18 protein-coding genes are annotated in these 22,884 nt (G+C 37.9%); 4 read left to right on the plus strand and 14 right to left on the minus strand.

All coding sequences use genetic code 11. The features are described from left to right. Positions 1-234: 234 nt before the first annotated feature. The 10 genes from MT390_RS13710 to norV form a co-directional block, all read right to left on the minus strand. Positions 235-1,107, minus strand: coding sequence for a DMT family transporter (locus tag MT390_RS13710; RefSeq protein ID WP_499441678.1), 873 nt, complete (start codon positions 1,105-1,107; stop codon positions 235-237). A gap of 311 nt (positions 1,108-1,418) precedes the next feature. Then, positions 1,419-1,832 (minus strand): nucleoside diphosphate kinase regulator, encoded by a 414-nt coding sequence (rnk, locus tag MT390_RS13715; protein ID WP_028867838.1) that lies wholly within the window; start codon positions 1,830-1,832, stop codon positions 1,419-1,421. 1,033 nt (positions 1,833-2,865) lie between these two features. Further along, complete coding sequence (locus MT390_RS13720; RefSeq protein ID WP_499441680.1) at positions 2,866-3,462, minus strand: DUF4202 domain-containing protein; 597 nt, start codon at positions 3,460-3,462, stop codon at positions 2,866-2,868. Between the two features lie 176 nt (positions 3,463-3,638). Continuing rightward, entirely contained in the window at positions 3,639-5,249 is a 1,611-nt protein-coding gene (locus MT390_RS13725) for a BCCT family transporter (RefSeq protein WP_499441681.1), read from the minus strand. A gap of 491 nt (positions 5,250-5,740) precedes the next feature. Then, positions 5,741-7,075, minus strand: a complete 1,335-nt coding sequence (gene dsdA / locus MT390_RS13730; RefSeq protein WP_499441683.1) for a D-serine ammonia-lyase — start codon at positions 7,073-7,075, stop codon at positions 5,741-5,743. A 535-nt stretch (positions 7,076-7,610) separates the two neighbouring features. Continuing rightward, positions 7,611-8,927, minus strand: coding sequence for a di-heme oxidoredictase family protein (locus tag MT390_RS13735; RefSeq protein ID WP_499441684.1), 1,317 nt, complete (start codon positions 8,925-8,927; stop codon positions 7,611-7,613). Continuing rightward, positions 8,927-10,417 carry an RCC1 domain-containing protein gene (locus MT390_RS13740; RefSeq protein WP_499441686.1) on the minus strand — a complete coding sequence of 497 codons (1,491 nt, stop codon included), beginning with the start codon at positions 10,415-10,417 and terminating at the stop codon, positions 8,927-8,929. The genes MT390_RS13735 and MT390_RS13740 overlap by 1 nt, the downstream gene beginning before the upstream one ends. 228 nt (positions 10,418-10,645) lie before the next feature. After that, entirely contained in the window at positions 10,646-10,981 is a 336-nt protein-coding gene (locus MT390_RS13745; RefSeq protein WP_499441688.1) for a TehB family protein, read from the minus strand. A 73-nt stretch (positions 10,982-11,054) separates the two neighbouring features. Beyond that, entirely contained in the window at positions 11,055-12,230 is a 1,176-nt protein-coding gene (gene norW / locus MT390_RS13750; protein ID WP_499441689.1) for an NADH:flavorubredoxin reductase NorW, read from the minus strand. Then, complete coding sequence (gene norV / locus MT390_RS13755; RefSeq protein WP_499441691.1) at positions 12,227-13,768, minus strand: anaerobic nitric oxide reductase flavorubredoxin; 1,542 nt, start codon at positions 13,766-13,768, stop codon at positions 12,227-12,229. Before norV ends, norW begins: the two co-directional genes overlap by 4 nt. A 193-nt stretch (positions 13,769-13,961) precedes the next feature. On the opposite strand from norV, the gene norR reads away from it, so the two are divergent. Continuing rightward, positions 13,962-15,518: a nitric oxide reductase transcriptional regulator NorR gene (gene norR, locus MT390_RS13760; protein ID WP_499441693.1), complete on the plus strand. Its 1,557-nt coding sequence runs from the start codon at positions 13,962-13,964 to the stop codon at positions 15,516-15,518. A gap of 151 nt (positions 15,519-15,669) precedes the next feature. On the opposite strand, the gene MT390_RS13765 is transcribed toward norR, so the two are convergent. The 4 genes from MT390_RS13765 to MT390_RS13780 all read right to left on the minus strand — a co-directional run bounded on the left by MT390_RS13765 (position 15,670) and on the right by MT390_RS13780 (position 20,448). After that, the gene (locus tag MT390_RS13765) at positions 15,670-16,437 is read right to left on the minus strand and encodes a ferredoxin--NADP reductase (protein ID WP_499441695.1); all 768 of its coding nucleotides are present in this window, start codon (positions 16,435-16,437) and stop codon (positions 15,670-15,672) included. A 332-nt stretch (positions 16,438-16,769) separates the two neighbouring features. Continuing rightward, positions 16,770-18,161, minus strand: a complete 1,392-nt coding sequence (gene eat, locus MT390_RS13770) for an ethanolamine permease (RefSeq protein WP_499441697.1) — start codon at positions 18,159-18,161, stop codon at positions 16,770-16,772. 29 nt (positions 18,162-18,190) lie between these two features. Continuing rightward, complete coding sequence (gene eutC, locus MT390_RS13775; RefSeq protein ID WP_499441699.1) at positions 18,191-19,051, minus strand: ethanolamine ammonia-lyase subunit EutC; 861 nt, start codon at positions 19,049-19,051, stop codon at positions 18,191-18,193. Next, a complete protein-coding gene (locus tag MT390_RS13780) occupies positions 19,048-20,448 on the minus strand; it encodes an ethanolamine ammonia-lyase subunit EutB (RefSeq protein ID WP_499441701.1) in 1,401 nt (466 codons plus the stop codon). The genes eutC and MT390_RS13780 overlap by 4 nt, the downstream gene beginning before the upstream one ends. A 158-nt stretch (positions 20,449-20,606) precedes the next feature. On the opposite strand from MT390_RS13780, the gene MT390_RS13785 reads away from it, so the two are divergent. The 3 genes from MT390_RS13785 (at position 20,607) to MT390_RS13795 (ending at position 22,763) form a co-directional block, all read left to right on the plus strand. After that, positions 20,607-21,680 (plus strand): helix-turn-helix domain-containing protein, encoded by a 1,074-nt coding sequence (locus MT390_RS13785; protein ID WP_166372093.1) that lies wholly within the window; start codon positions 20,607-20,609, stop codon positions 21,678-21,680. A gap of 84 nt (positions 21,681-21,764) precedes the next feature. Further along, positions 21,765-22,244 (plus strand): transcriptional repressor, encoded by a 480-nt coding sequence (locus tag MT390_RS13790; RefSeq protein ID WP_166372092.1) that lies wholly within the window; start codon positions 21,765-21,767, stop codon positions 22,242-22,244. 48 nt (positions 22,245-22,292) lie between these two features. Beyond that, the gene (locus MT390_RS13795; RefSeq protein WP_166372091.1) at positions 22,293-22,763 is read left to right on the plus strand and encodes a chemotaxis protein CheX; all 471 of its coding nucleotides are present in this window, start codon (positions 22,293-22,295) and stop codon (positions 22,761-22,763) included. Positions 22,764-22,884 lie beyond the last annotated feature (121 nt).

The following is a 22,884-nucleotide window of genomic DNA, read 5'->3' on the forward strand; positions in this document are numbered from 1 at the left end:
TATAAATATCCCATATAACCCTTATCACCTAACCACCTAACCACCTAACCAACTAACCAACTAACCAACTGTAGAATTTCTACACTTTAAGAAAAAAAGTTTTTTATAAAGTTTATTTACCCAAAAAATTAAAAAATGTCATAAATCACACACAAACTATATATAAAAAATACACGACAATTTTACGCGCATTAATTTAATGATTACTTTTTAATCACTTCAAAACAGGAATTATTAATAGCTCAATCTCAGTACTATAACCCCTATGAAAGCGGTAGCTAATCCTAAAAACTCTTGACGAGTAAAAGATTCTTTTAAAATAATGCGAGAGTACAACAGGATGATTAAGATATTCATTCCAGAAATAGCTGATACTAATCCTGTGTTGCCAATTGCAAAAGCGGATATTATTGCAACCATGCCAGCGACATTAGTCAATCCAATAAATAAGCCGCAGGAAAATGTTTTTAATCCAGACCAACTAGGACGAGTGTCATTTTCATCCTCCACTATTTTTTTACGATTGGCTAACCAACTCATCGCAAAAAGAAAACTACCAAAACCAAACATTGAGGTTAATGTGGCGAACGTATCAGCCTCAAGAAGAGTGGACTGCTTACCTAATAAGTCATTAAATGAAAAGAATAATGCTGCAAGTAATCCCCATTGCGCACCTTGTAAATTGGTTATGGAAATTTCATTGGAGTAGCGGATAATATAAAGACCACCAAAAATGATAAAAAAGCCAATCAATTGCAGTGTGGTCAAGGTCTCTTGCCATAATAAAAAAGCAAAAATCAGTACAAATAAGGGAGTTAACCCAGACAAAATACTAATTAGGGAAGCCTTTCCAACAGAAAAGCCTTTATGTAAAAAAGCATTAGCGGCAAAAGAACCAAAGCCTAATGCTAAACCAACGGCAATATCCGCCCATCCATACCATTCTTGGTCTAGCAAGGCGACACCAGAAAGACTTACTAAAAATCCTACAAAAAAGACGCCAAATAAGAATAAATTTCGGTTCATCTTTTTCTGTGATGTCCATTGGTACAATACCCCTCGCATACCAAAAAAAACAGTAGCGAGTAATGCATATATTATCCACATAATAAAATGCTTCCTTTAAAGTTAAAATGAAATATTAGTGCTATCAGAGATTGCTCTTCAATTTAATCGTCAACATGCGATCTTGTAATATTTTGAACTCAAAAATGAAATACCATATTTTAAAAAAATATTTGAAAATAAGCATTCATTTTATTTAGTCTTTATTTGGCTTTGCTTAGCTTTTATTTGGTTATGCTTTGATAGCCCTTTGGGACTACTACCCTTGTGTTGCCCAGATATAAAGAGCCATGATATAAGCGCAGCTATAAATTATTCGGTGGCATAGTGATCACCGAACTTTTTAATGTGACTTATCGATGAAGTTCGCCATCTCTCTCTGGTTGATACAGTATTTCTTTAATCATTACTTTGATTGTTCCCCCACCTGGTTTTGGCCATTCAATTCTGTCCCCTATAGAAAGCCCAAGAAGAGCGCTTCCGACGGGAGCTAATATTGATATTTTCTCACCTTTTGAATCAATATCTTTGGGATAAACAAGGGTAAGCACAAACTCTTTTAGCGATGAGTCAACAGAAAATTTGACGGTAGAATTCATGGTAACTAGATCCGGAAGAATCTGTTCAGGATCGACAATATTGGCACGAGCGAGTTCCTCTTCAAGTCCACTCACTCCTGCCACACTGTTTTTAGGTAACAGATCAATGACGTTATATAATCGATCTAAATCTAAGGACGAAATAGTAATCTCTGGTTTTTGATTCATTTTTATTCTCAGTATTATTAATACAACAATTATTTAAAGATCTAACACAAGTCAGAACATTTATTCGTAGAGACGTTAAAGATTAATTTAACGTTCGTTAATGTAGATTGGGTGGGGTTAAAATAGAAATAACAAATATATTTCAATAAGATAAAATATATTTTGTTATTTTCACTACGACGACACAGCACCTCATATACAATTTTTATAACTATTTTGACTATTGTTGTGTTTGATTTTCAATCGGTAATTTTTAAAATGAGGCCAATATATGGCCCCATCATTATTTAACCTTTTCTTTTTCTAGGTTTTACAATTTTATTGCTATTATCTTCTTTCTTAAGTTTCCGTTTTTCTTTCAATGATAAAACGGGCTTTTTCATTTCACTCTTTGACATATCATCACCTAAATAATAAATAACAGATTAATTACGTATTTTTGTAACAAAACTAAAATTTACTCAGATTCAACTCACATAGCCTCCTGATCTATTTTGATAAATATTAATCACATACGATTAGACAAAATGTATATAAAAAAGTCACAATAAACCTATTTTTGGAGAGGTTTAATTGATCTCATAAGTTTGTTTTTAAGTTTAATTTTATTGGGAAGATTATCTGCAAATACAGATGGGCATAGACATATGCCCGCTTAAGAGGGGAATTTAAGGACGAAGCTCCTTAAGAAATTGATAGTATAAAATATTGATGTTTTCATAAGCTCAATATAACAACTTAAATAATAACTTCAAGCTTATCCAGTAAGATTTAACAAAAGAAAAAATTAACTATTTCAAGCAACTAATTTTAGAATCAAAATGTAAAGTAAAAGAGTTTTTCTTTACTTTTAAGCTCTCAAATAAAAAGACAAAGCGGTGGGTAATACTACTCCGGCACAACCTTCTTATAAGCTATTCAAAGGGGAAAATAAAATCACAGACAAGCACAATAATAAAAAATAAGACACCTCAATACTTGAATTCAAAACCAAGATGTCGAATCTCCTGAAATAAAACGAAGTAAGCTGAAATCAACTAATAGCTTTAACAATTAAATTTTGTAAAGACTCAGGTAATTTAATATTTCCAGCTAAAACGAATTGATGTGCATCATCTGACATTTTTCGCCATGTTTTAAGAATAATACCAATCCATTTTTCTTCAGTATATTCAGGATGCTTTAGGGCAAAAGCTAACATGTAATATTCAATGAACACTAAACCAGCAACATCTTCGACCAATTGACTATCAGGGTTTCGTTTAATGGCTTTTTTACCGACGGCATTTTTAACTTGTTCAATATCATCTGGTTCATACCCAACTTGCTGCATCAAGGTAGCAACACCATTTGCATGAAAGGTATAAAGCTCAGATCGCCACTGATGATATCCTTGCTTTCCAACCGGATAATCACTACGCAATGATTTCCAGCGTTGAATATGTTGGCCACGTACAGCTATTTTCAATAACTCGTTGGCATCAGGTTTAAAACGATTCAACATTTCAGCCATACGCTCAGAATATAAACGTTCCTTTGGCCATTCCTTATCGCCTACTAACTCTTTATTTGGATCTTCATTATTAACGTCATCAATTAGACCAATGACTTGTTCAAGTTTTTGATTCATAACATGCTCCCTGCAACTTCTCGCGATAGGTAAATAGAGACTAACTATATAAAAATACTTACAACAAAAAAATAAGAAATGTTCACAACATTAAATACTCATATTTTTGATAGAAAAAAGCTCCCTTGCACTAGGCACAAGGGAGCTTTTTATAAAGCCTTAATACTGGTTAGATACTAGCTTTGTTTGATTCGTTCATCTATTACCTTTGGTTTGTCTACTTCAGTTAATAACCCTTTCAGCAAACTAACGCAACCAAGCAGAAGAATAAGAGTGAAAGGCAGTGCTGCGATAATAGTGATCGATTGCAGCGCTTGAATAGACTGAGTACCGCCAATCCACAGCATTACCATTGCGATAACACCCGAGATAACAGCCCACACTATTTTTTGTTTCATTGGCACTTCTAGTTTGCCTCCCGCTGTCATGCTATCGATAACAATGGAGCCTGAATCTAATGTAGTTACAAAGAAAACAACAATTAATACAACTGCGATAACAGATAAAACATCACCGAGAGGGTAAGCATCTAGCATGTAAAAAAGGCTTAAAGACACATCTGTAATACCTTGCTCAGCACCTAACAATCCAACTTTATCAATGATCTGTTCAATAGCTACACCACCAAAAACTGACATCCAGGCAGTGGTGACTAACGTAGGAATAACCATCACGCAAATAAGAAACTCACGCACCGTACGCCCTTTAGATATACGCGCTACAAACATGCCAAAGAAAGGTGCATAAGCAACCCACCACGCCCAATAAAAGACTGTCCACCCATGCAACCATGTTGTATCGTCACGTCCCGAAGACTGACTTAACGGGATAATATTTTTTACATAACCGATCACTGCGGTAGCCAAAGAATCAAGTACCGTTGTGAAGTTCAAAGCAGCGATTAGCCCCAAGAATATAAAGGCAATGACCATATTAAGGTTACTTAACAGTTTAACTCCTCCATCCATTCCTCGCGTGACCGATAGAATAGCTAAACCCATAATTAATAGAATAATGAACTGCTTTAGATAAAGGCTATTTTCAAAACCAAAAACATGACTAATACCACTAGCCGCCTGTGCACCGCCTAATCCAAGAGAAGTTGCTAGGCCAAATAAGGTCACTAAAACGGTTAATACATCAATAATATCACCGGTTATTCCCCAAACTCTATCACCTAAAATCGGATAAAATACGGAGCGCATGGATAGTGGCAGGCCTTTGTTATACACAAAATAAGCTAAACAAAGTGCTGTCATTCCATAGATAGCCCAAGCATGCAGTCCCCAATGAAAAACCGTTGCACCTAATGCTAGTTCACGGCCTTCTGCCGTAAAAGGTTCTGCATTTAATGGAGTTCCGTACCAATTGGTAAAGAAAGCAGTTGGCTCTGCCACGCCCCAGAAAATTAATCCAATCCCCATGCCCGCTGCAAATAGCATTGAAATCCATGACATTGTTGAATAATCAGTGGTCGCTTTATCTCCACCTAAGCGAATTTTACCCAAGGGGGAAAATGCTAATATAACGGCAAAGATTAATAAGATATTGGCTCCCCACATAAATAGGAAGTCAAAATTAGACAGGACAGAGCCCTTAATTGAGTCAATGGCTGCTTTTGCATCGGCAGGCTCTAACATTAGCAGAGTGACGATGAAAAGGATGGATAACGCTACTGAAGCAGTGAAAACTGTGTTGTGGACATCGAAGCCCCATTTATTAAAATTATCCTGACCGACCTGATAATCTGTTGATTCAATACTGTACTTGTTTGATTTGAATTTCATAAACTGTGTCTTACCTATTTGTATTAACAAATAGAAGGACATGCTCCATATTTAAGTTATATTTGACTAGCTAGCCCACCATAATAGACCATGGTCAAATCTCTTTATTGGAGTAATTTTAGGCTTTATCGCTAGTCCCCTGGCCGGCTACTTTACCATAGAAAGCACTCTCCACGAGCTTTAAGGTAACTATCTGATTTAATTTAAATAATTTACAATATAGTGCTTTAAAGTGAAGTAATTTAAATTAAAAATATTAACTTTCAGAAGTAGAGGTTACTTTTATTGCTTACTACTTAGTTCATGATTAACCGCTAATTCTCTATAAATAATGAGCTAGGCATTTTATCGATTAATGCCACCATGATTATCTTTATTTTTAAAATCATCAGTCTCAACATAAACCCTCTAAGTAATGACTGAGTATTAACAGGTTTTTCACCCCAATATCTTCACTAATATCGATATTAACGGGCTATAAATAATGGCGGTTAAGTAGGTGTTAACGACTGAGCAAGATAATCATCCATCTCTTTTTTGGGTACCATGCCGCCACCCGTTGCCCATACTAAATGAGTAGCATTTTGCATTTTAATGGCATCTAACTGTAAACGATTTTTATACTCTATATTTTTATTCACTATGATCGGGCCTACGATGCCAGCGAGTGCAGAAGGCTCAAGTTGAATGTTTTCTAATTCACTGAGCTCAGCTAGATGATGATACATGCGTTGATCTGAGATAGTATAATAACCATCCAACAGACGTTGCATCGCTCTACCAACAAACCCCGATGCTCGACCAACCGCTAATCCATCAGCAGCAGTGATATTATCAATACCCAGATCTTGAACTGAAATACCGTCATGTAATTCAGTATAAACACCTAATAACATACATGGTGAATGTGTTGGCTCGGCAAAGATACAATGTACATTATCACCAAAAGCCATTTTCAAACCAAACGCAACACCACCGGGACCGCCACCTACACCACAGGGTAAATAGACAAACAAAGGATGAGCTTGATCCACGCGAACTCCCATTTCATGGAACTGTTTTTTTAATCGTTGACCTGCAACAGCATAACCAAGAAAAAGTGTTTGTGAATTCTCATCATCAATAAAAAAACAATTACTATCACTCTCTGCCTGTTGACGACCTTGCTCCACGGCAACACCATAATCTTGTTCATATTCAACAACATTCACACCATGTTCACGCAGTTTGTCCTTTTTCCATTGCCTTGCATCTGCAGACATATGAACAGAGACGGAGAAACCTAATTTAGCGCTCATAATGCCAATAGACATCCCTAAATTACCTGTTGAACCTACGGCGATACGGTAACCTTTAAAAAACGCTCTAAATTGATCACTATCGAGTTTACGATAATCATCAGACTCTTTTAATAAACCAGCAGCTATCGCTAACTTTTCTGCATGTGTTAATACTTCGTATATTCCACCTCGCGCTTTAATTGAACCTGAAATAGGTAAGTGACTATCTTTTTTCAGCATCATTTTTCCTACAATTAGTGTCGTGTATTCACGTTCTAACTGTGCTTGCATCTTGCTAATGCTGACCACCTCAGATTCAATAATGCCATTGCTTGCAGCCGTCTCAGGAAAGACCTGTGCTAAATAAGGTGCAAATCTTGTTAACCTATCACTGGCTGCTTTAATATCATTATGATTGAGCCCAACATAAGGCAGACCTTCTTCTAAACTAGTTATATTAGGGTTGAACCAACTTATTTCTTGCAATGCAATCAATTGCTCAAGTAAAGGGAATTCAGTAATAAGCTTTTGTATATTCAGCGACATTAGTTTTAACACCTTAAATTAAATAATCGAATACAACAGTCATCAATTGCAGCCTTGGAAAGTCACAATATTTAATGAAGTCAAAAAATGAAGGGTATAGATAGATTTATCATGAGGTTAATAAAAATGCAAAATAATGGGCTTTTAGGTCATTTAAAAAACGGAGGCTTCGGCCCTAAATAAGCAAACGTTTAGTACTGTTGAGCTGGGACAGAAAATATTGCCTAAACTAATTAACTCATCGATTAGATAATGCCTAATCCAAATTAATTAAAGCCGATTATTGATAACACTTCAATGTTGAATCCGCCACAGATAAACTCACCTTAGATTGTGAAAATATAACGGTTTCATTGATGTAGGTACAGCAGCTGCGAAAAGCAGAGCCTAACCTGCTCTCTGTTAGCAGGTTAGACTCTCAATTTATAGCAGCTTTAACTTCAGTAGTTTTAACTTAAACAGTTTTAACGGAGCAATTTCAGTTTAAGGGCTTCAACTCGCGACAAACAAAACAAATCAGCGCAGTGAATTTAAATTAAATAGCCCTTAAAAAAGCTAATAATGCATCTTTTTCATCATTCGTCAGTTGAGAATAAGTTTCTTTAGCACTCTCTGATTCACCACCATGCCACAAGATTGCTTGCTCAATGGTGAGGGCTCGGCCATCATGCAAGAATCGACTTTTCTCATCACCTTCAATTAAACCTAATCCCCATAATGGTGGTGTACGCCATTCATCAGCTTCTGCACCGGACTCTTTTGCACCATCACTAAGCTCAGGGCCCATATTGTGAAGCAATAAGTCAGTGTAAGGGTAAAATGTTTGATTACTGAGAATAGGGAACCTTTCCACTTCACCAGTACTTAACGTTTCTCGGTGGCATGCATTACAACCAGTAGAATTAAAAAGTGCTCTTCCCGCAAGGAATGTTTCATGATTATTAATTCGCCTTTCTGGCACCGCGAGTATAGTTAAAAAATCATTAATATCCTGTACCGACTTATCAGATACTTCAGGGTCACCTCCCGATGGATAAATATTACATATTCCTTGATTATCAGAGCAAGGTTCTGCTGGGTTCAACGTTGAAGTTAATCCCATATCCTGTTGAAGTGCACCTACTATTTGCCCATCCAATGAACAATGGATAGCTTTCCAGCCGAAACGACCAATACATTGCTGTTGTTGGTTTGCTCTACCAGATATGCCATTCATATCAGTATCATTAATATCTTGATACTCAAGAATAACCGATTCAGGCACTAGATCTAATAATCCCATTCCAATCAATTGAGGCGATAGTCTAGGTGCTAAAACTATGCCTTCATCAAGCGCATTTACATTATCGTTTAAATGGAAAAGGATCTCATTTGAACTTCCTTCGGACCAGCTTACACTTCCTTCGGGCACTCCATCTGCGGAATAAGTTTGCAGTTGTGCACCCAACATAGAATCTACATTGCCCTCTATATCCCGTAATCTGAACAATATTCCATTGCCAGTGGAACCATCACTTTTTAATGATTCCGCTCTACTTGAAGATTCATGGCAATTTGCACATGAGTCAGTGATTGCAAGCGGACCATAACCATCAAGTAGATCTCGCGCCCCAGGAGCAGGGCCCCAAGTAGCGATAAATAACTCTCGGCCTTGGGAAGCCCCATTATATTCTTGAATATCAAGGTCAGGAATGAACTGTAAAAAACCATTATTTTCTTGATATTCTACCGTTGCAACTCCCCCAGTAGCTCCAAGTACTAAGGTGTTATCAACGACAGAGTCAGAAGCCCCATCCGAACCACCACAGCCCACCAATAAGATATTAAGTAATAAATATAATTTACTTTTCATTACTGATTAAACTCTACTTTTTGTGGAACAGTGTATCCCCAGATGTTGATTGGTTCTTTAATTCCTAACGATCCTTCGAAGCTCCATCCCCAACTAAATATAGAGCGATCTTTACGTAGGGCGATGGTATGTAATGCGCCAGGTGCAATATCCTGCACATTATTAAGATCGGCTATTGCGACAGTTGGAGAGATCGGGTCTTGATCTAATTCAAGGCCTAATGTCCCTGTTCCATTAAAACCCCATGGATAAATTAATTGATCGCTTTTTTCTACGAAACTTTGATTGCCATTTGCCCAAACCGCCTTAGCTTGTGTTATCCAAGGTAATTCAACTGCTTCGTAGATTTCATCAGGCCATGTATCTTCAACTGTGTTGCCTATTTGATTACTCGCATTTAATCCCCAACCGTAGACTTTTCCACTTTCACCTAGCGCAAGAACATGTGCTTTACCTGCTGCAACAGAAATAACTTTTTCGAGTAAAGGAATTTGTACTGGCGTATTATAATCGTTTGTATCATCACTACCTTGGCCTAATTGACCATTATCATTTTCCCCCCATCCCCAAAGAATACCATCTGAATCGATAGCGTAAGTGGAATCTGAAGCGGCAGTGATTAGAACAATATTAGTTAACGTAACAAGTTGAGGATAGTCAGCGTCTTCGTTAGAGCTATTGCCTAATTGGCCTTTATCATTCTCACCAAATGTAAAAACTTGGCCATTTTTATCTAATGCAACGGTATGGTCATAACCACGAGTGATTGAAACAATGTCTTTAAGGGCGTTAATTTTTTGAGGTGTATAATAATCAACATCTAAAACTACACTATCTTGATCTCCTAACCCTAATTGACCGCCATCACCATCTCCCCAAGCCCATACATCACCTTCATTATCCAATGCGATGGATGTATTTTGGTTAAATGCTAAAGAAGTAAAAGTAACTAGTTCTTCGTTATCTAAGACTTCAATTTTTTGCGGCGTGGTTGGATGATTTTCATCTGTATTTAATTTACTAGTAAACCCTACTCCGGTTTGACCAAGGTTATTCCTACCCCATGTCCAAATCTGACCATCTATAATGGCCCCAGAGTGAGCACCTCCAGCTGCAACTTGTTGTCCAAAATAAATACTATCAGTCATAGATGCTCCATTACCGGCAGCATCTAAGGCGATTAATTCATAATTGTTTAATCCAGGTGTTAAAACAAAAGAAACATCAAAATCCCCTCCATTAAAAGTTACGTTTTTGGTTAGATCGTTAACTTTCAACTGTAAAGAAGTTACCTCTTGATTGTCAGTAACGGTACCGTTAATAGAATAAGTGGAGGAATATATGCTGCGATTAGCGGCGAGTGTAGATAATGTGATCTCAGGTTCTGTCGTATCTTTATTAACTTCCGCAGAAGCAGGGCTATCGTTAGAATCGCACCCAGCAATAAATGTTAAAATGCAAACCGATAAAAAACTATGTTGTAACTTCATGCAACCTTCCAATGGCTAATTTAATGATAATGAATATCATTATTGATCCAAAGATTGATGATTTCAAGCTCTTTTATTCTAGTAAGTTATAAAATTTGCTCTGCTTATTATAAAATTTATTAGTTTAGTTTAACGATCATAAAAGCAAATACCCGCTATCATTCATCACGATCAACAAACAACGTAATGAGTAAATATCGGGTATAAGCGATCAGTAAAAATAGCTCTTTATTTTTTATTGTATAGCGCTTGTCCTGTTTTATCTTGGTCTGACCAGAAATTAATATTGAACTGTGCATCTTTACTTAACTCTATTCTATGCCAATATTGTGGAGGACTCGTAGCAAATTGCCCGGCTTTAATAACCACTGTTACTTCTGGCTCAGTCGCTTCACTATCTGCAAAACCAAAATAAGTGACAACGCCTTCCATGACACATAATTGTCCGAAAACATCTGCCGCCGTATTATGATGAGTTAATAATGCTTTTGGCACAGTATCAACAGTGAAAAAAGGGGTGGAGCGTTGAATTGTCCAATTTGTTGGAATTCGTAAATGACTCATAATATTCTCCTAATTTTATAATATGGCAGATTTGATCTAACTAACCTAAACCTAGATTTCCATCGAATAAAGATCAAAGTGCCGCAGGTAATTCTCTTAGTAATGGAAAAGCTTTTTTCATGTGCCCTTCTGTTACGATAAATCCAACCATTTTTTTGTCTTCGTTATACGCCTTTACTGAGCACCCCTCGGTATCGATATCCGCTTGCCAAGAAGTGACACCGTTTACCATGTTGCCACCTAACTGCATTGGCATTTTCGGTGTTTTTACTTTAACTAACATCGCCGGTAATGTGACCTCAGTAGCTTGCCCCAATAATGTTTTAGCTAACGCATTCGCACTTAACATTATGGGTTGTAAGTACGACATCACCTTGCCATTTATCTCAGCACAATCTCCCAAGGCATAAATATTGTTGACAGATGTTTGTAACTGCAAATTAACAACTAAACCATTGTTGACGTTGATACCTGATTTTCGTGCTAAGCCTGTATTTGCTTTTAAACCTGCCGCAGAAATAACACAATCAACAATCTGTGTTTCACCTGAGCTAAGCGTGACACAAATACCTGTTTTGTTTGTATTTAATGCGCTTTTGTCTGATAAACAGTTATTCAATGAATGGACGGTTTTTCCCAATTCAAACACAACACCTGCGTCAGTCATTTTATTGCGAAGTTGATTCGCGACCAAGTCTGGTAGCATATTTGCCATCAAACCTTTACTAGGATCAACCACCAGCACCTTTTTACCGCTACTCGATAGATCCATCGCAATCTCAGTGCCAATCAACCCTGCACCAATAACTAAAACACGTTGAGCTTGCTGCAACTGTTGTTGTGCACTTTCAAACTCACGTAAACTATTAAGCGTGATCACTTTGTCAGTTGCATCGCCTAACATGGTCGGAATAAAGGCCCGCGCTCCCGTCGCTAAAACTAATTTTGAATAAGGATACGCAACACCTGCGACTAAAATTTCTTGGTGTTCGCAATTGATCTGCTCCACTTCAGTAAATGCATGTAAATCAACATTAAATTCAGTGGCAAAGGCTTCTCCAGTTAGTCGGATAAGGTCTGCGCTACTCTGTCCGTTAGTAAATACATGACTTAAATCTGGTTTGTTGTAATCATCGCCTGCATCAAGGGTAAAAACAGAAATTGCTATCGTTTGATCCGTGCGTCTGATGATTTTGATTAATTGGTAAGCGGCAAAGCCGCTACCAATAATAATGATCGGTGCACTCATGATGCTTTGCTCTGTGCAACCGCAACAAATACATCTTTACCTAATCCACATTCAGGACAAAGGAAGAAGTCCGGCACATCGTTCCAAGCAGTACCAGCTGCAACATCTTGATTTGGCTCACCAATAGCAGGTTCATAAACCCAGTTACAAACCGTACATAACATATCTTGAGCATCATCAACTTGAAAGGCTTCAGTTTTAGAAGGTGCTGCTTGAGCTGTAGAAGGTGCTACTTGAGGTGCAGGATCGCCCTGTACATTAGCCTTTACAATAGGCTCTGCAATAATAGGTTTGATAGTCATAGGTTGGTTAGCAGTGATAGACTGAATATTACTGATATCATGTAATGCCCAGCTTTTTGCAATGCCGCGGCCATATTCACGACATTCGTTCATTGCTTTACCATCAGGTCGCCATTTTGTTTTTAAGCTGTCAGCAGTTTCAAAACCTGCATCCATTAAACGTATATTAATACGGTCAACGGCACCGCCATTCCAACCATAACTACCAAATGCTGCGGCTTTTTTATCTTTAAAACGTAATCCTGTTATCTCTTCTAACATCGCAGCGATTTGCGGCATCATCACGTTGTTCATGCTTGGTGATCCCACTAATACGCCCTTAGAACGGAATACATTAGATAATATTTCGTTTTTATCTTGGCGTGAAACATTGAATACCTTAACCGCAACACCTGGGTCAACGTCATGAATCCCCTGTGCCATGGCGTCAGCCATCATGCGTGTATTGTTAGACATAGAGTCGTAAAAAATAGTGATGCGGTCTTCTTGATAATTATCTGCCCACTCTAGGTATTGATGAATAATTTGCGTAGGGTCATCGCGCCAAATAACACCATGAGCAGTTGCAATCATATCAACAGGTAGGTTGAAGCTAAGTACCTCTTTAATCTTAGCAGTCACGAGCGAGCTAAAAGGCGTTAAAATATTTGCGTAATAACGTAAACATTGTTCTTTTAATTCATTTTGATCAACTTCGTCATTAAACAAATGCTCATCACAATAATGTTGACCAAATGCATCATTACTAAACAGCACGGCATCATCGGTCAGGTAAGTCATCATACTATCTGGCCAGTGCAACATTGGCGTTTCTACAAATATCAATTGTTTGCCGTTACCAATATCCAATGCGTCACCGGTTTTTACGATATTAAAATTCCATTCAGGATGATGATGCTGACCTGTAATTGAATCAATTGCATTTTCTGTACAGTAAATAGGGGTATTAGGAATTTTTGCCATTAGCGCGGGTAATGCACCTGAGTGATCTTCTTCCGCATGATTAATAACAATAAAATCAATCTCATTTAGATCAATTTCCATCTCTAAATTTTGCACAAACTGTAAGCTAAAACGATGATCAACCGTATCAATCAATACATTTTTTTGTTCACGGATCAAATAACTGTTATAGCTGGTACCTTTTGTTAATTTAAATTCCATACCATGGAAGTTTTCTACTTCCCAATCACGTTGTCCAACCCAATGAATGTTATTTTTAATGTGAATAGTCATATTTATACCTGCATAATTTATAAAAGATTTAAAAAGTTATCTCCTATATTGCAGATTACATGCCAAAACATAAATCACTGATTTAATGACATTTATAGCTTTAAATTGTCATTATGACACTATTTAAACAATGTCATTTAAACAATAAAAGTGTCATAATGACAATAGTGAATCACTTTATATTAGGTTTAACATGAGTAATAAATACCAGGCATTAACACAATTAGCGATTGATCTAACGGTCAGCGTTTCTAGTCAGGATAGATTTGATCGTCTGCTGTCAGTTATCCGTAAGCTATTTAATTGTAATGCTTCAGCATTATTAGCTTTTCAGCACCAACAATTTTCCCCACTAGCGATTAATGGTCTATATGATGAAGTGTTGGGACGACGCTTTAATATTCAAGAACATCCAAGATTAGAAGCAATTGCTAGAGCAGGCGATGTTGTTCGCTTTCCTGCTGACAGCACATTACCCGACCCCTATGATGGGCTTATTCCGAATCATCATGGAGAGTTAAATGTTCATTCTTGTATCGGGCTACCATTACTTGCTAACGATAGTTTAATTGGTGCATTAACAATCGATGCTTTCGACCCTCACCAATTTGATCAATTTAGTAATGATGACCTACGTATTATCAGTGCTCTAGCCGCAGCAAGCTTGCATACTTCACTGTTAATGGAGAAGTTAGAAAACCAAGCAGGCGTATTCAGTAATAGCGACCCACTTGACGCATTTACGCAACAGGCAAGCGGCATGATTGGTCAATCACAGGGAATTTTAGATCTTAAATCACAAATTAAAGCAGTAGCTGACACTGAATTGTCGGTTTTGATCACTGGTGAAACAGGTGTGGGTAAAGAGCTAGTAGCCTCTTCCATCCATCAACAGTCTACACGTTGCGATAATAACCTGATCTATTTAAACTGTGCAGCATTGCCAGAATCGGTCGCAGAAAGTGAACTATTTGGACATGTGAAGGGGGCATTTACTGGAGCAATAAGTGATCGTAAAGGTAAATTTGAACTTGCCAATAACAGCACACTTTTTCTAGACGAAGTTGGGGAGTTGCCGCTATCGTTACAAGCAAAACTGCTTCGTGCTTTACAATACGGCGATATACAACGTGTTGGTGACGAAAAGAGTTTAAAAGTAAATACACGAATTGTCGCAGCAACTAATCGTACATTGCATAAGGAAGTGAAAGCAGGACGTTTTCGTGCTGATCTTTACCATCGATTGAATGTATTCCCTGTACATGTTCCCCCACTGAGAGAGCGAGATAATGATGTCGTATTATTATCAGGGTTCTTTGCTGAACGATGCCGTGCAAAATTAGGTTTTAAACGTTTGACCATTGACCCCGCTGCTATCAATATTTTACAACAATATTCGTGGCCGGGTAATGTGCGAGAGTTAGAGCATGCCATCAATCGTGCGGCGGTGATTGCAAAATCACAAGCTGCAGATTCATACCTACAATTAAAAGCAAGCCACTTTCAACTCAATGCAGAACATCTGCTCACACAGGATCAATCATTAACAAATACAACATCGACTGAAAATAGTAAACTATTTTGCACTACAGATGATCAAGGATTACGCGAAGCAACCAATGACTTTCAAGCGACTATCATTAAACAGGCATACCAAGAAAATGCTAACAACTGGGTAGCAACAGCAAAGCAACTTAAGCTGGATACCGGTAATCTCCATCGTTTAGCTAAACGACTTAATTTGAAATAAAGTTCATTGCTTATTATGTGGAAGGCTTTAGATTATTCGCCTTTACATATAATGATCAGCACAATTTAGCATTGAAGAGCTTGTAAAAAATCGTAGTGCTTTGTTACAAGCTCAATTAGCAATAAAACGGTTATTTATTAATGATTACCTATTACCAATAATTTTCAGAAGTGAACTGTCCCACTTCACGGCGTAAATGCTTTTTATAACCCATTTCTTGTAATGTATCACGGCTGTCATGAACCATTTCAGGATTGCCACAGAGTAAAAAGAAGCTATTAATAGGGTCCAGTTCAACCCCTGCAAATTCAGATAAAGCACCGGATGATAATAATTGAGGGATCCTACCACTCAGAGCATAGGATACTTTTTCACGTGAAACGACTGGAATATAATGAAAGCGATCACCAAAGCGTTGTTGTATTTCCGCTATTCGTTCGCGATATACTAACTCTTCTTCTTTACGAACTGCATGTACTAATACCACTCGCTCAAATTGTTGTTGAGAAGCCGGATCGGCAAGTATCGATAGGAAAGGACCAATGGCAGTGCCAGTAGATAACAACCACAAATCACGAGCGGTTTCAGGGATCTCATCCAATGTCATAAATCCCGCGGGATCTTCGCCAACATAGAGCTTATCTCCCGGTTGTAAAATATCTAGTCGAGGCGATAAGTCCCCTTCTGGTACCGTCACTAACAAAAACTCTAGTATTTTTTCATTAGGAGCATTGATCATTGAATAGGCTCTACGCTGCCACTCTCCTTCAGGTGTCGGGAGTGCTAGCTTAGTGAATTGCCCTGCTTTAAAGGGCATCATTGAAGCCTGTATTTTTAAACTGAAAAGTTTTTCTGTCCAATCAGTTCGACCAACAACAGTGCCTTCAATTAAACGCTGGGGAATAGAATTATTATCCATAGTGTTTCTCCAAGATTAAAATCCAAGGTTAACCATGACATGCATTACATATACAGGTTATACCCAGAAAAATTATCAAGCAATGAGAAAATTAGATTGTGTTTATTTTAATATTGTAGATAAAGTTACGCGATGAAGGCTTTGTAGAAAACAAGCATTATCACAAGTCTAGCAATAATATAACCGCCACCAATGAATATTTTTTTACAAGCTGACTATCAATTAAAAAATCCAATAAGAAAGAGAGAAAAGAATAGTGAAAGGGAAGATATGCTAAACTTAAAGCTCACTCAATAATGCAAGCTTTAAGTTTTATGATAAAAGAAAAAGTACTAACTGACAGCCAGCTCTCCTTCAGCCTGAGATAATAAAGCAAACTCCTCTTCTGCAGAATTCGCCACTAAATTATTACGACCAATTAATACGTAATACAGCATGCCCACAGCAAATAATGCCAATGTAAAATAAAAAGCTCTTACGTCATAGGCATAGACACCGGTTAGTGCAAGTAAAGACAATACAAATGAAATACTTGAAGTCACTACACCACCTGGAGTTTTATAAGGACGATTTAAATTAGGTTGTTTAATGCGTAACAATATATGGCTGCCCGACATCATGGCATACGATACCGTTGCCCCTACGACAGCCATTGATAACATCAAGTCACCTTCACCAGTTAATGATAATAGGAAGCCTAAAATACCAGGGAAAATTAATGAGCGAACGGGCACTTTACGTTTACTAGTTAATGATAATTTTTGTGGTAAATAGCCGGCACGAGATAATGCAAATACCAAGCGGCTATAACCGTAAATAATTGAGAAAAACGACGCAACTAAGCCCGCTAAACCTAACACGTTAACAACGGTTGCAAGGTTAGTATTCCCAGTCATATTCAATGCATCTACCAACGGTACCGCACTTGAGCCCGTCGCTTTTGCACCAGCAGCGCCTGCCACCAGTACGACGACTAATGTCGCAGTCCCTAATAAAAAAATCATAGCTGCAATAATTCCTTTAGGCACATCTTTAGCAGGATCTTTTGCTTCTTCTGCAGCTAGCGGTACGCCTTCCACAGCTAAGAATAACCACATTGCAAAAGGCAAAGCAGCCCAAACACCGTAATACCCCATCGGTAAAAATTCACTGCCATTGGCAAGTGGTGCAACATCAAATAAATTTTCCGTATTAAAAGCAGGTAATAAAACCACGCCAGTAGCAATAATAGCAACCACCGCTAATGCACTGATCACCATCATTACTTTTAAGGCTTCGCCAGCACCAAAAATATGGATACCTACAAAAATCAGATAAAAAACAGCGTAAACAATGGGTCCATCCATACCTATTAGTTCATTCACAGCAGAACCAATAAAAATAACAATCGCAGCAGGCGCAAGTGTATATTCAATTAATACAGCCAACCCTGTAAGATAACCACCAACAGGTCCCATTGCTTGACGTGCAAAACTATAACCACCACCCGCGGCAGGAATGGCAGAGGACATTTCTGCTAATGATAAAACTAAGGTTAAATACATTACGCCCATCAAAACAGCAGCAATAACAAAACCACCCCACCCAGCTTGTGCGATACCAAAGTTCCATCCGGCAAAATCACCAGAAATAACATATGAAACACCTAGGCCCGCAAGTAAGATCCAACCCGCAGCTCCCTTTTTTAATTGTCTTTGAGCAAGATACTCTTTATTAGTAGACATAAGACTTCCTTTTTATTGTGGTTAGATAATTAATGATTAAACAGTAAATTGTGGTTACCACTGGTCAAACAGAAATGCTGTTGCTCAGTGTTATCAAGTAATGAATCTTCAGAGCGATCTTTTAAATTCACACCTGTTAATTCAAGACGAAGGGACTCAGTGAGTAAATAATGCCCTTTATGTACCGCAGCTTGGTACTTCAAGCCTTCAGGGCGAATATTTGAAATGCAATTACGTAATGAATCTTCAATACCGCGTTTAGCATTCCATGTTAAATACATCCCCATACTGTCAGGTGAACTTAATCCCGGACGTTCACCAATCAGAAGTACAACTTGTTTAGCATTCAAGGCTTCACAAACATCGTCTCCCACAGCAACACGACCTTGTTGAACAACGCAGATAGGAGCGATATTTAATTTTTTGTTGGACTCTTCATTGAGACGACGAATAAAAAGCTCAACAAAGTTTTTAGCATGGTGGCTAATTGCGTAAGAAGATAAACCATCAGCAAGCACAAACACTAAATCGTAGCGTTCACCTGATGTAGGTTGTAAAGAAGAAATAGACTTTTCATCCAATTGACGCCCTAAATCGGGACGTTGCAGATATTCCATACGGTCACGTGCTTTGCTATGTAACTTCTGTATTGGTAAGTAAGGCGTTAATACTTCAGATTCTGCAAATTGTTCACATAATTTATCGATATCAAGTGGCACATGAACCGCATCAATAGCTTGCGCATGAGAAAGCTGAAAACGCAGTAGTTCAGATGTTGGAAGACTTGTACCAACGCGACCTAATCCAATACGAGCATTAGTAAACTGACGTAACTTTTCCCAAGGGTCTTTATGTATTATTTTCGAGTCGTTGGGTTTAATGTCACTCATAAAAGCTCCTTGATCATATTTAATGGATGAGCAAAGCGTTCAGGTAATGTGTTACTTAATTGGGTAAGGTTATCAGCGGGTGCCAATTGCATTTTTTTAAGCCACTGGTCAAACTCTGGTGCAGGACGCAGCCCTAATACTTGACGCGCATAAAGTGCATCATGGAAAGACGTTGTTTGATAGTTAAGCATGATGTCATCAGAGCCGGGAATGCCCATGATAAATGAACACTCTGCAACCCCTAATAGCGTTAGTAAGTTGTCCATATCATTTTGATCGGCGTAGGCGTGGTTGGTATAACAAATATCACACCCCATCGGTAAACCTAATAACTTCCCACAGAAATGATCTTCTAAACCTGCTCGAATAATTTGTTTCCCATCAAAAAGGTATTCAGGACCTATAAAGCCAACCACAGTATTCACTAATAAAGGTTTAAATTTACGTGCAACCGCATAGGCACGGGTTTCACAAGTTTGCTGGTCAACACCATGATGGCCGTTAGCAGAAAGAGCGCTTCCCTGTCCGGTTTCAAAATACATCACATTATTACCGACAGTCCCGCGCTTTAACTCTAATGCGGCTTGATGCGCTTCATTTAATACGTTGAGATTTACACCAAATCCTTGATTGGTGGCTTCAGTACCACCAATCGACTGAAAAACCAGATCCACAGGCGCGCCAAGTTCTATTGCTTCGATGGTGTTAGTAACATGCGTTAATACACAAGACTGTGTTGGTATTTCATAATGTTGAATAACGTCATCCATCAACTTCATTAATTTAACCGCTTGTGACACACTGTCTGTCGCAGGGTTAATCCCTAAAACTGCATCGCCACTGCCATACATTAAGCCATCAAAAATAGTGGCGGCAATCCCATTAACGTCATCCGTAGGGTGATTAGGCTGTAAACGCGTAGAAAGGTGTCCCGGTAGACCAATCGTGTTGCGAAATTGCGTCGTAATATTGCACTTTTTAGCGACTAAAATAAGGTCTTGATTACGCATTATCTTACTGACCGCGGCCACCATTTCAGGTGTGATACCCGCGCGTATACGTTTGAAATCAACTTCAGTGGTTGTTTCTTGTAATAACCAATTGCGAAAATCACCTACCGTCAAATGAGCGATTTCTGCAAATGCATTAGCATCGTGTTCATCAATAATAAGACGCGTGATTTCATCACTTTCATAGGGGATTAATGTTTCTTGTAAAAATGTACTTAATGGTAAGTCTGCTAATAACATTTGCGCGACAACACGTTGCTCCGATGAAAGTGCTGCTACACCGGCTAGTTGATCGCCCGAGCGCATTGGTGATGCTTTGGCCATCAAATCCGCAAGATCATTAAATTTATAAACATGGCTACCAAGCTGATAACGGTAATTGGACATATACAAGACCTCAAACATAAAATTGGGCGCAAACATTGCAAACTAGATAAGTAATAATTAGCGAGGATCATTCCAACTGAGTGACGCTATTGCGCAAACAATAAAATACTTTTAAAACATAAAGTTATATTTGCATTGCATCAAATTAAGGCATCGAGATGAAAAGTGAAAATTTAAAATTTTTAGAGCAGCACCAAGGTAGTACTACCTCTGCACTAGATAGGTGCAAATCATTTACTTTTGATGTGAACCAACAAGCCGAAAGCTTGGTGCAATGGGAACAGCGCTATAACCAACATAGTAGTGGGACTTTTAGCGGTTATTTAGATGAATTGAAGTTAGCGGGTATCCATTTTTTTGAAGAATTCACCAATCAAACATTACTACAACAATGTGCAGTAAAAGACGATAATTTATGGTTAGGTTTTTCGTTGCAAACGCAGCGTCCAAAAATTAATAATTATCAAATAGAAGCAGGTCAGATAATGACACGCCCATCGGGCGTTGAGTTTGAGTTGCTTACTCCTGCCGACTTTCATATTTATGGTTTAGTTGTGAATAAAGACAGCATAAGCCAAGAAATGGTTGGTCCTGACCAAGCATTATGGGAAAACCGAGATAATACAATGCAAGCTTCTGCACCCAATCATTACGTAAGTTATGAACTCGCTAAGCTAATCAGTTTACTCCTCAATAATAACAACTCACCAAGTGGTAAAAATAGCATTATCAATGAACACAACCTGTCTCGCTTAACCACGTTAAAGCCATTGATCACATCTAAAGTTGCCGACCTACTGGCACAAACTGAATATACAAATGAACAACATTTTGGTCACTACCAAACAACACAAAGAGTGATTACAGAGATCACCAACTATATTAAGCAGACCAATCATTACCCATTAACAATCACTGAATTATGCCAAATTGCTCATGTCAGCAGGAGAGCATTACAGTATTGTTTTGAACAAGGTTTAGGTATCTCACCCATACAATATATAAGAGAATGTCGTCTCAACGAAATAAGGCGCGTTTTATTAGGTAGTGGTCAGCAGAATACAATCGCTGATCTTGCATTAAATTTTGGATTTTTTCACCTTGGTACTTTTAATGCGCAATATAAACAATTATTTGCAGAAACGCCGACTCAAACATTGCAACGTTCAGAACGCTACCAGGATGCCAATATCAGCAAAAATACATTAAAGCCCTCAATTATTGATAAGTAAGTATTAACGTATATGAATTGCGCTCTTTAATCTGCTACTGCTATGTTATTATCTTGATTCTTTCACTGAAAAAAGTACGTAACTATGTCAATAACGCAGTCAACAACGCCGCTAACAATACCACCAATAAAGCCATCTCCACTACTTGCTCGTGCTATCGATATCTGCAAAGCTAACAACGTACGTTTTACAGCAGTACGACAACAAGTTTTCACTTTAATGGCTGAACATAAAGGCGCGATCACGGCATATGAGTTATTAGAGCAATTACAAGTATTTGATAGCAAAGCTAAGCCACCGACTATCTATCGTGCATTAGAGTTTCTGCTAGAAAACCACTTTATTCATCGTATAGAATCTTTGAATTCTTATTTAATGTGCTGTCATTTAGGTTGCGAACATGCGATGCAATTGTTGATCTGTAATAAGTGTAAAAAGGTCATTGAATTAAGTGATCCTGTTATTGATGAGGCATTTTCTGCGAAAGCTTCACAGTTTGGCTTTAAAATTACCAATAAAGTGTTAGAAGCGCATGGAATTTGTGAAACCTGCCTCTATAATTAGTCTCATAAAAAATTAACCCACTTAATCATTATGAGCAGTAATTAAACTATGAATGCAGAATTTGTTAACCCGTTTTTATCCTCATTTATTAATGTTTTAAAAACCATGGCGATGTTGGATATTAAACCAGGGCGTCCAAGCCTAAAAAAAGATACCGTCGCACGTGGTGATGTTTCAGGATTAATTGGTATGGTTGGCCCAACTACTTCAGGATCATTTTCAATTAGTTTTGAGAAAAAATTAGCATTAAATGTATTTGAAATGATGGTAGGTGAAAAAATCGAGGATATCTCTGATGATATTACGGATATGGTGGGTGAAATCACTAACATGGTCGCAGGTGGTGCCAAGCGTCAACTCGGTGAAAAAGGCTTTGAATTTGACATGGCAACACCTATTGTTGTTACCGGTGAAAACCATTCAATTAGCCATCAAGTTAATGGTTCTAAAGTATTAATGCCTTTTAAATCAGATAAAGGTAATGCCTATATCGAGATTTGTTTTACTAAACCTAATTAATCCCTTTCAAGCTTTACGTTAACTTCCTTTAAGTTAACTCCCTAAAGTTAACCTCTAGTGCAAATCCACTCCCAGAAAACATCTAAAAAAATAGCCAAAAAAAACCCTCAATACACGCAAC

It is taken from the genome of Vibrio sp. 2-Bac 85 (genome assembly GCF_037546705.1).
GTDB lineage: Bacteria > Pseudomonadota > Gammaproteobacteria > Enterobacterales > Psychromonadaceae > Psychromonas.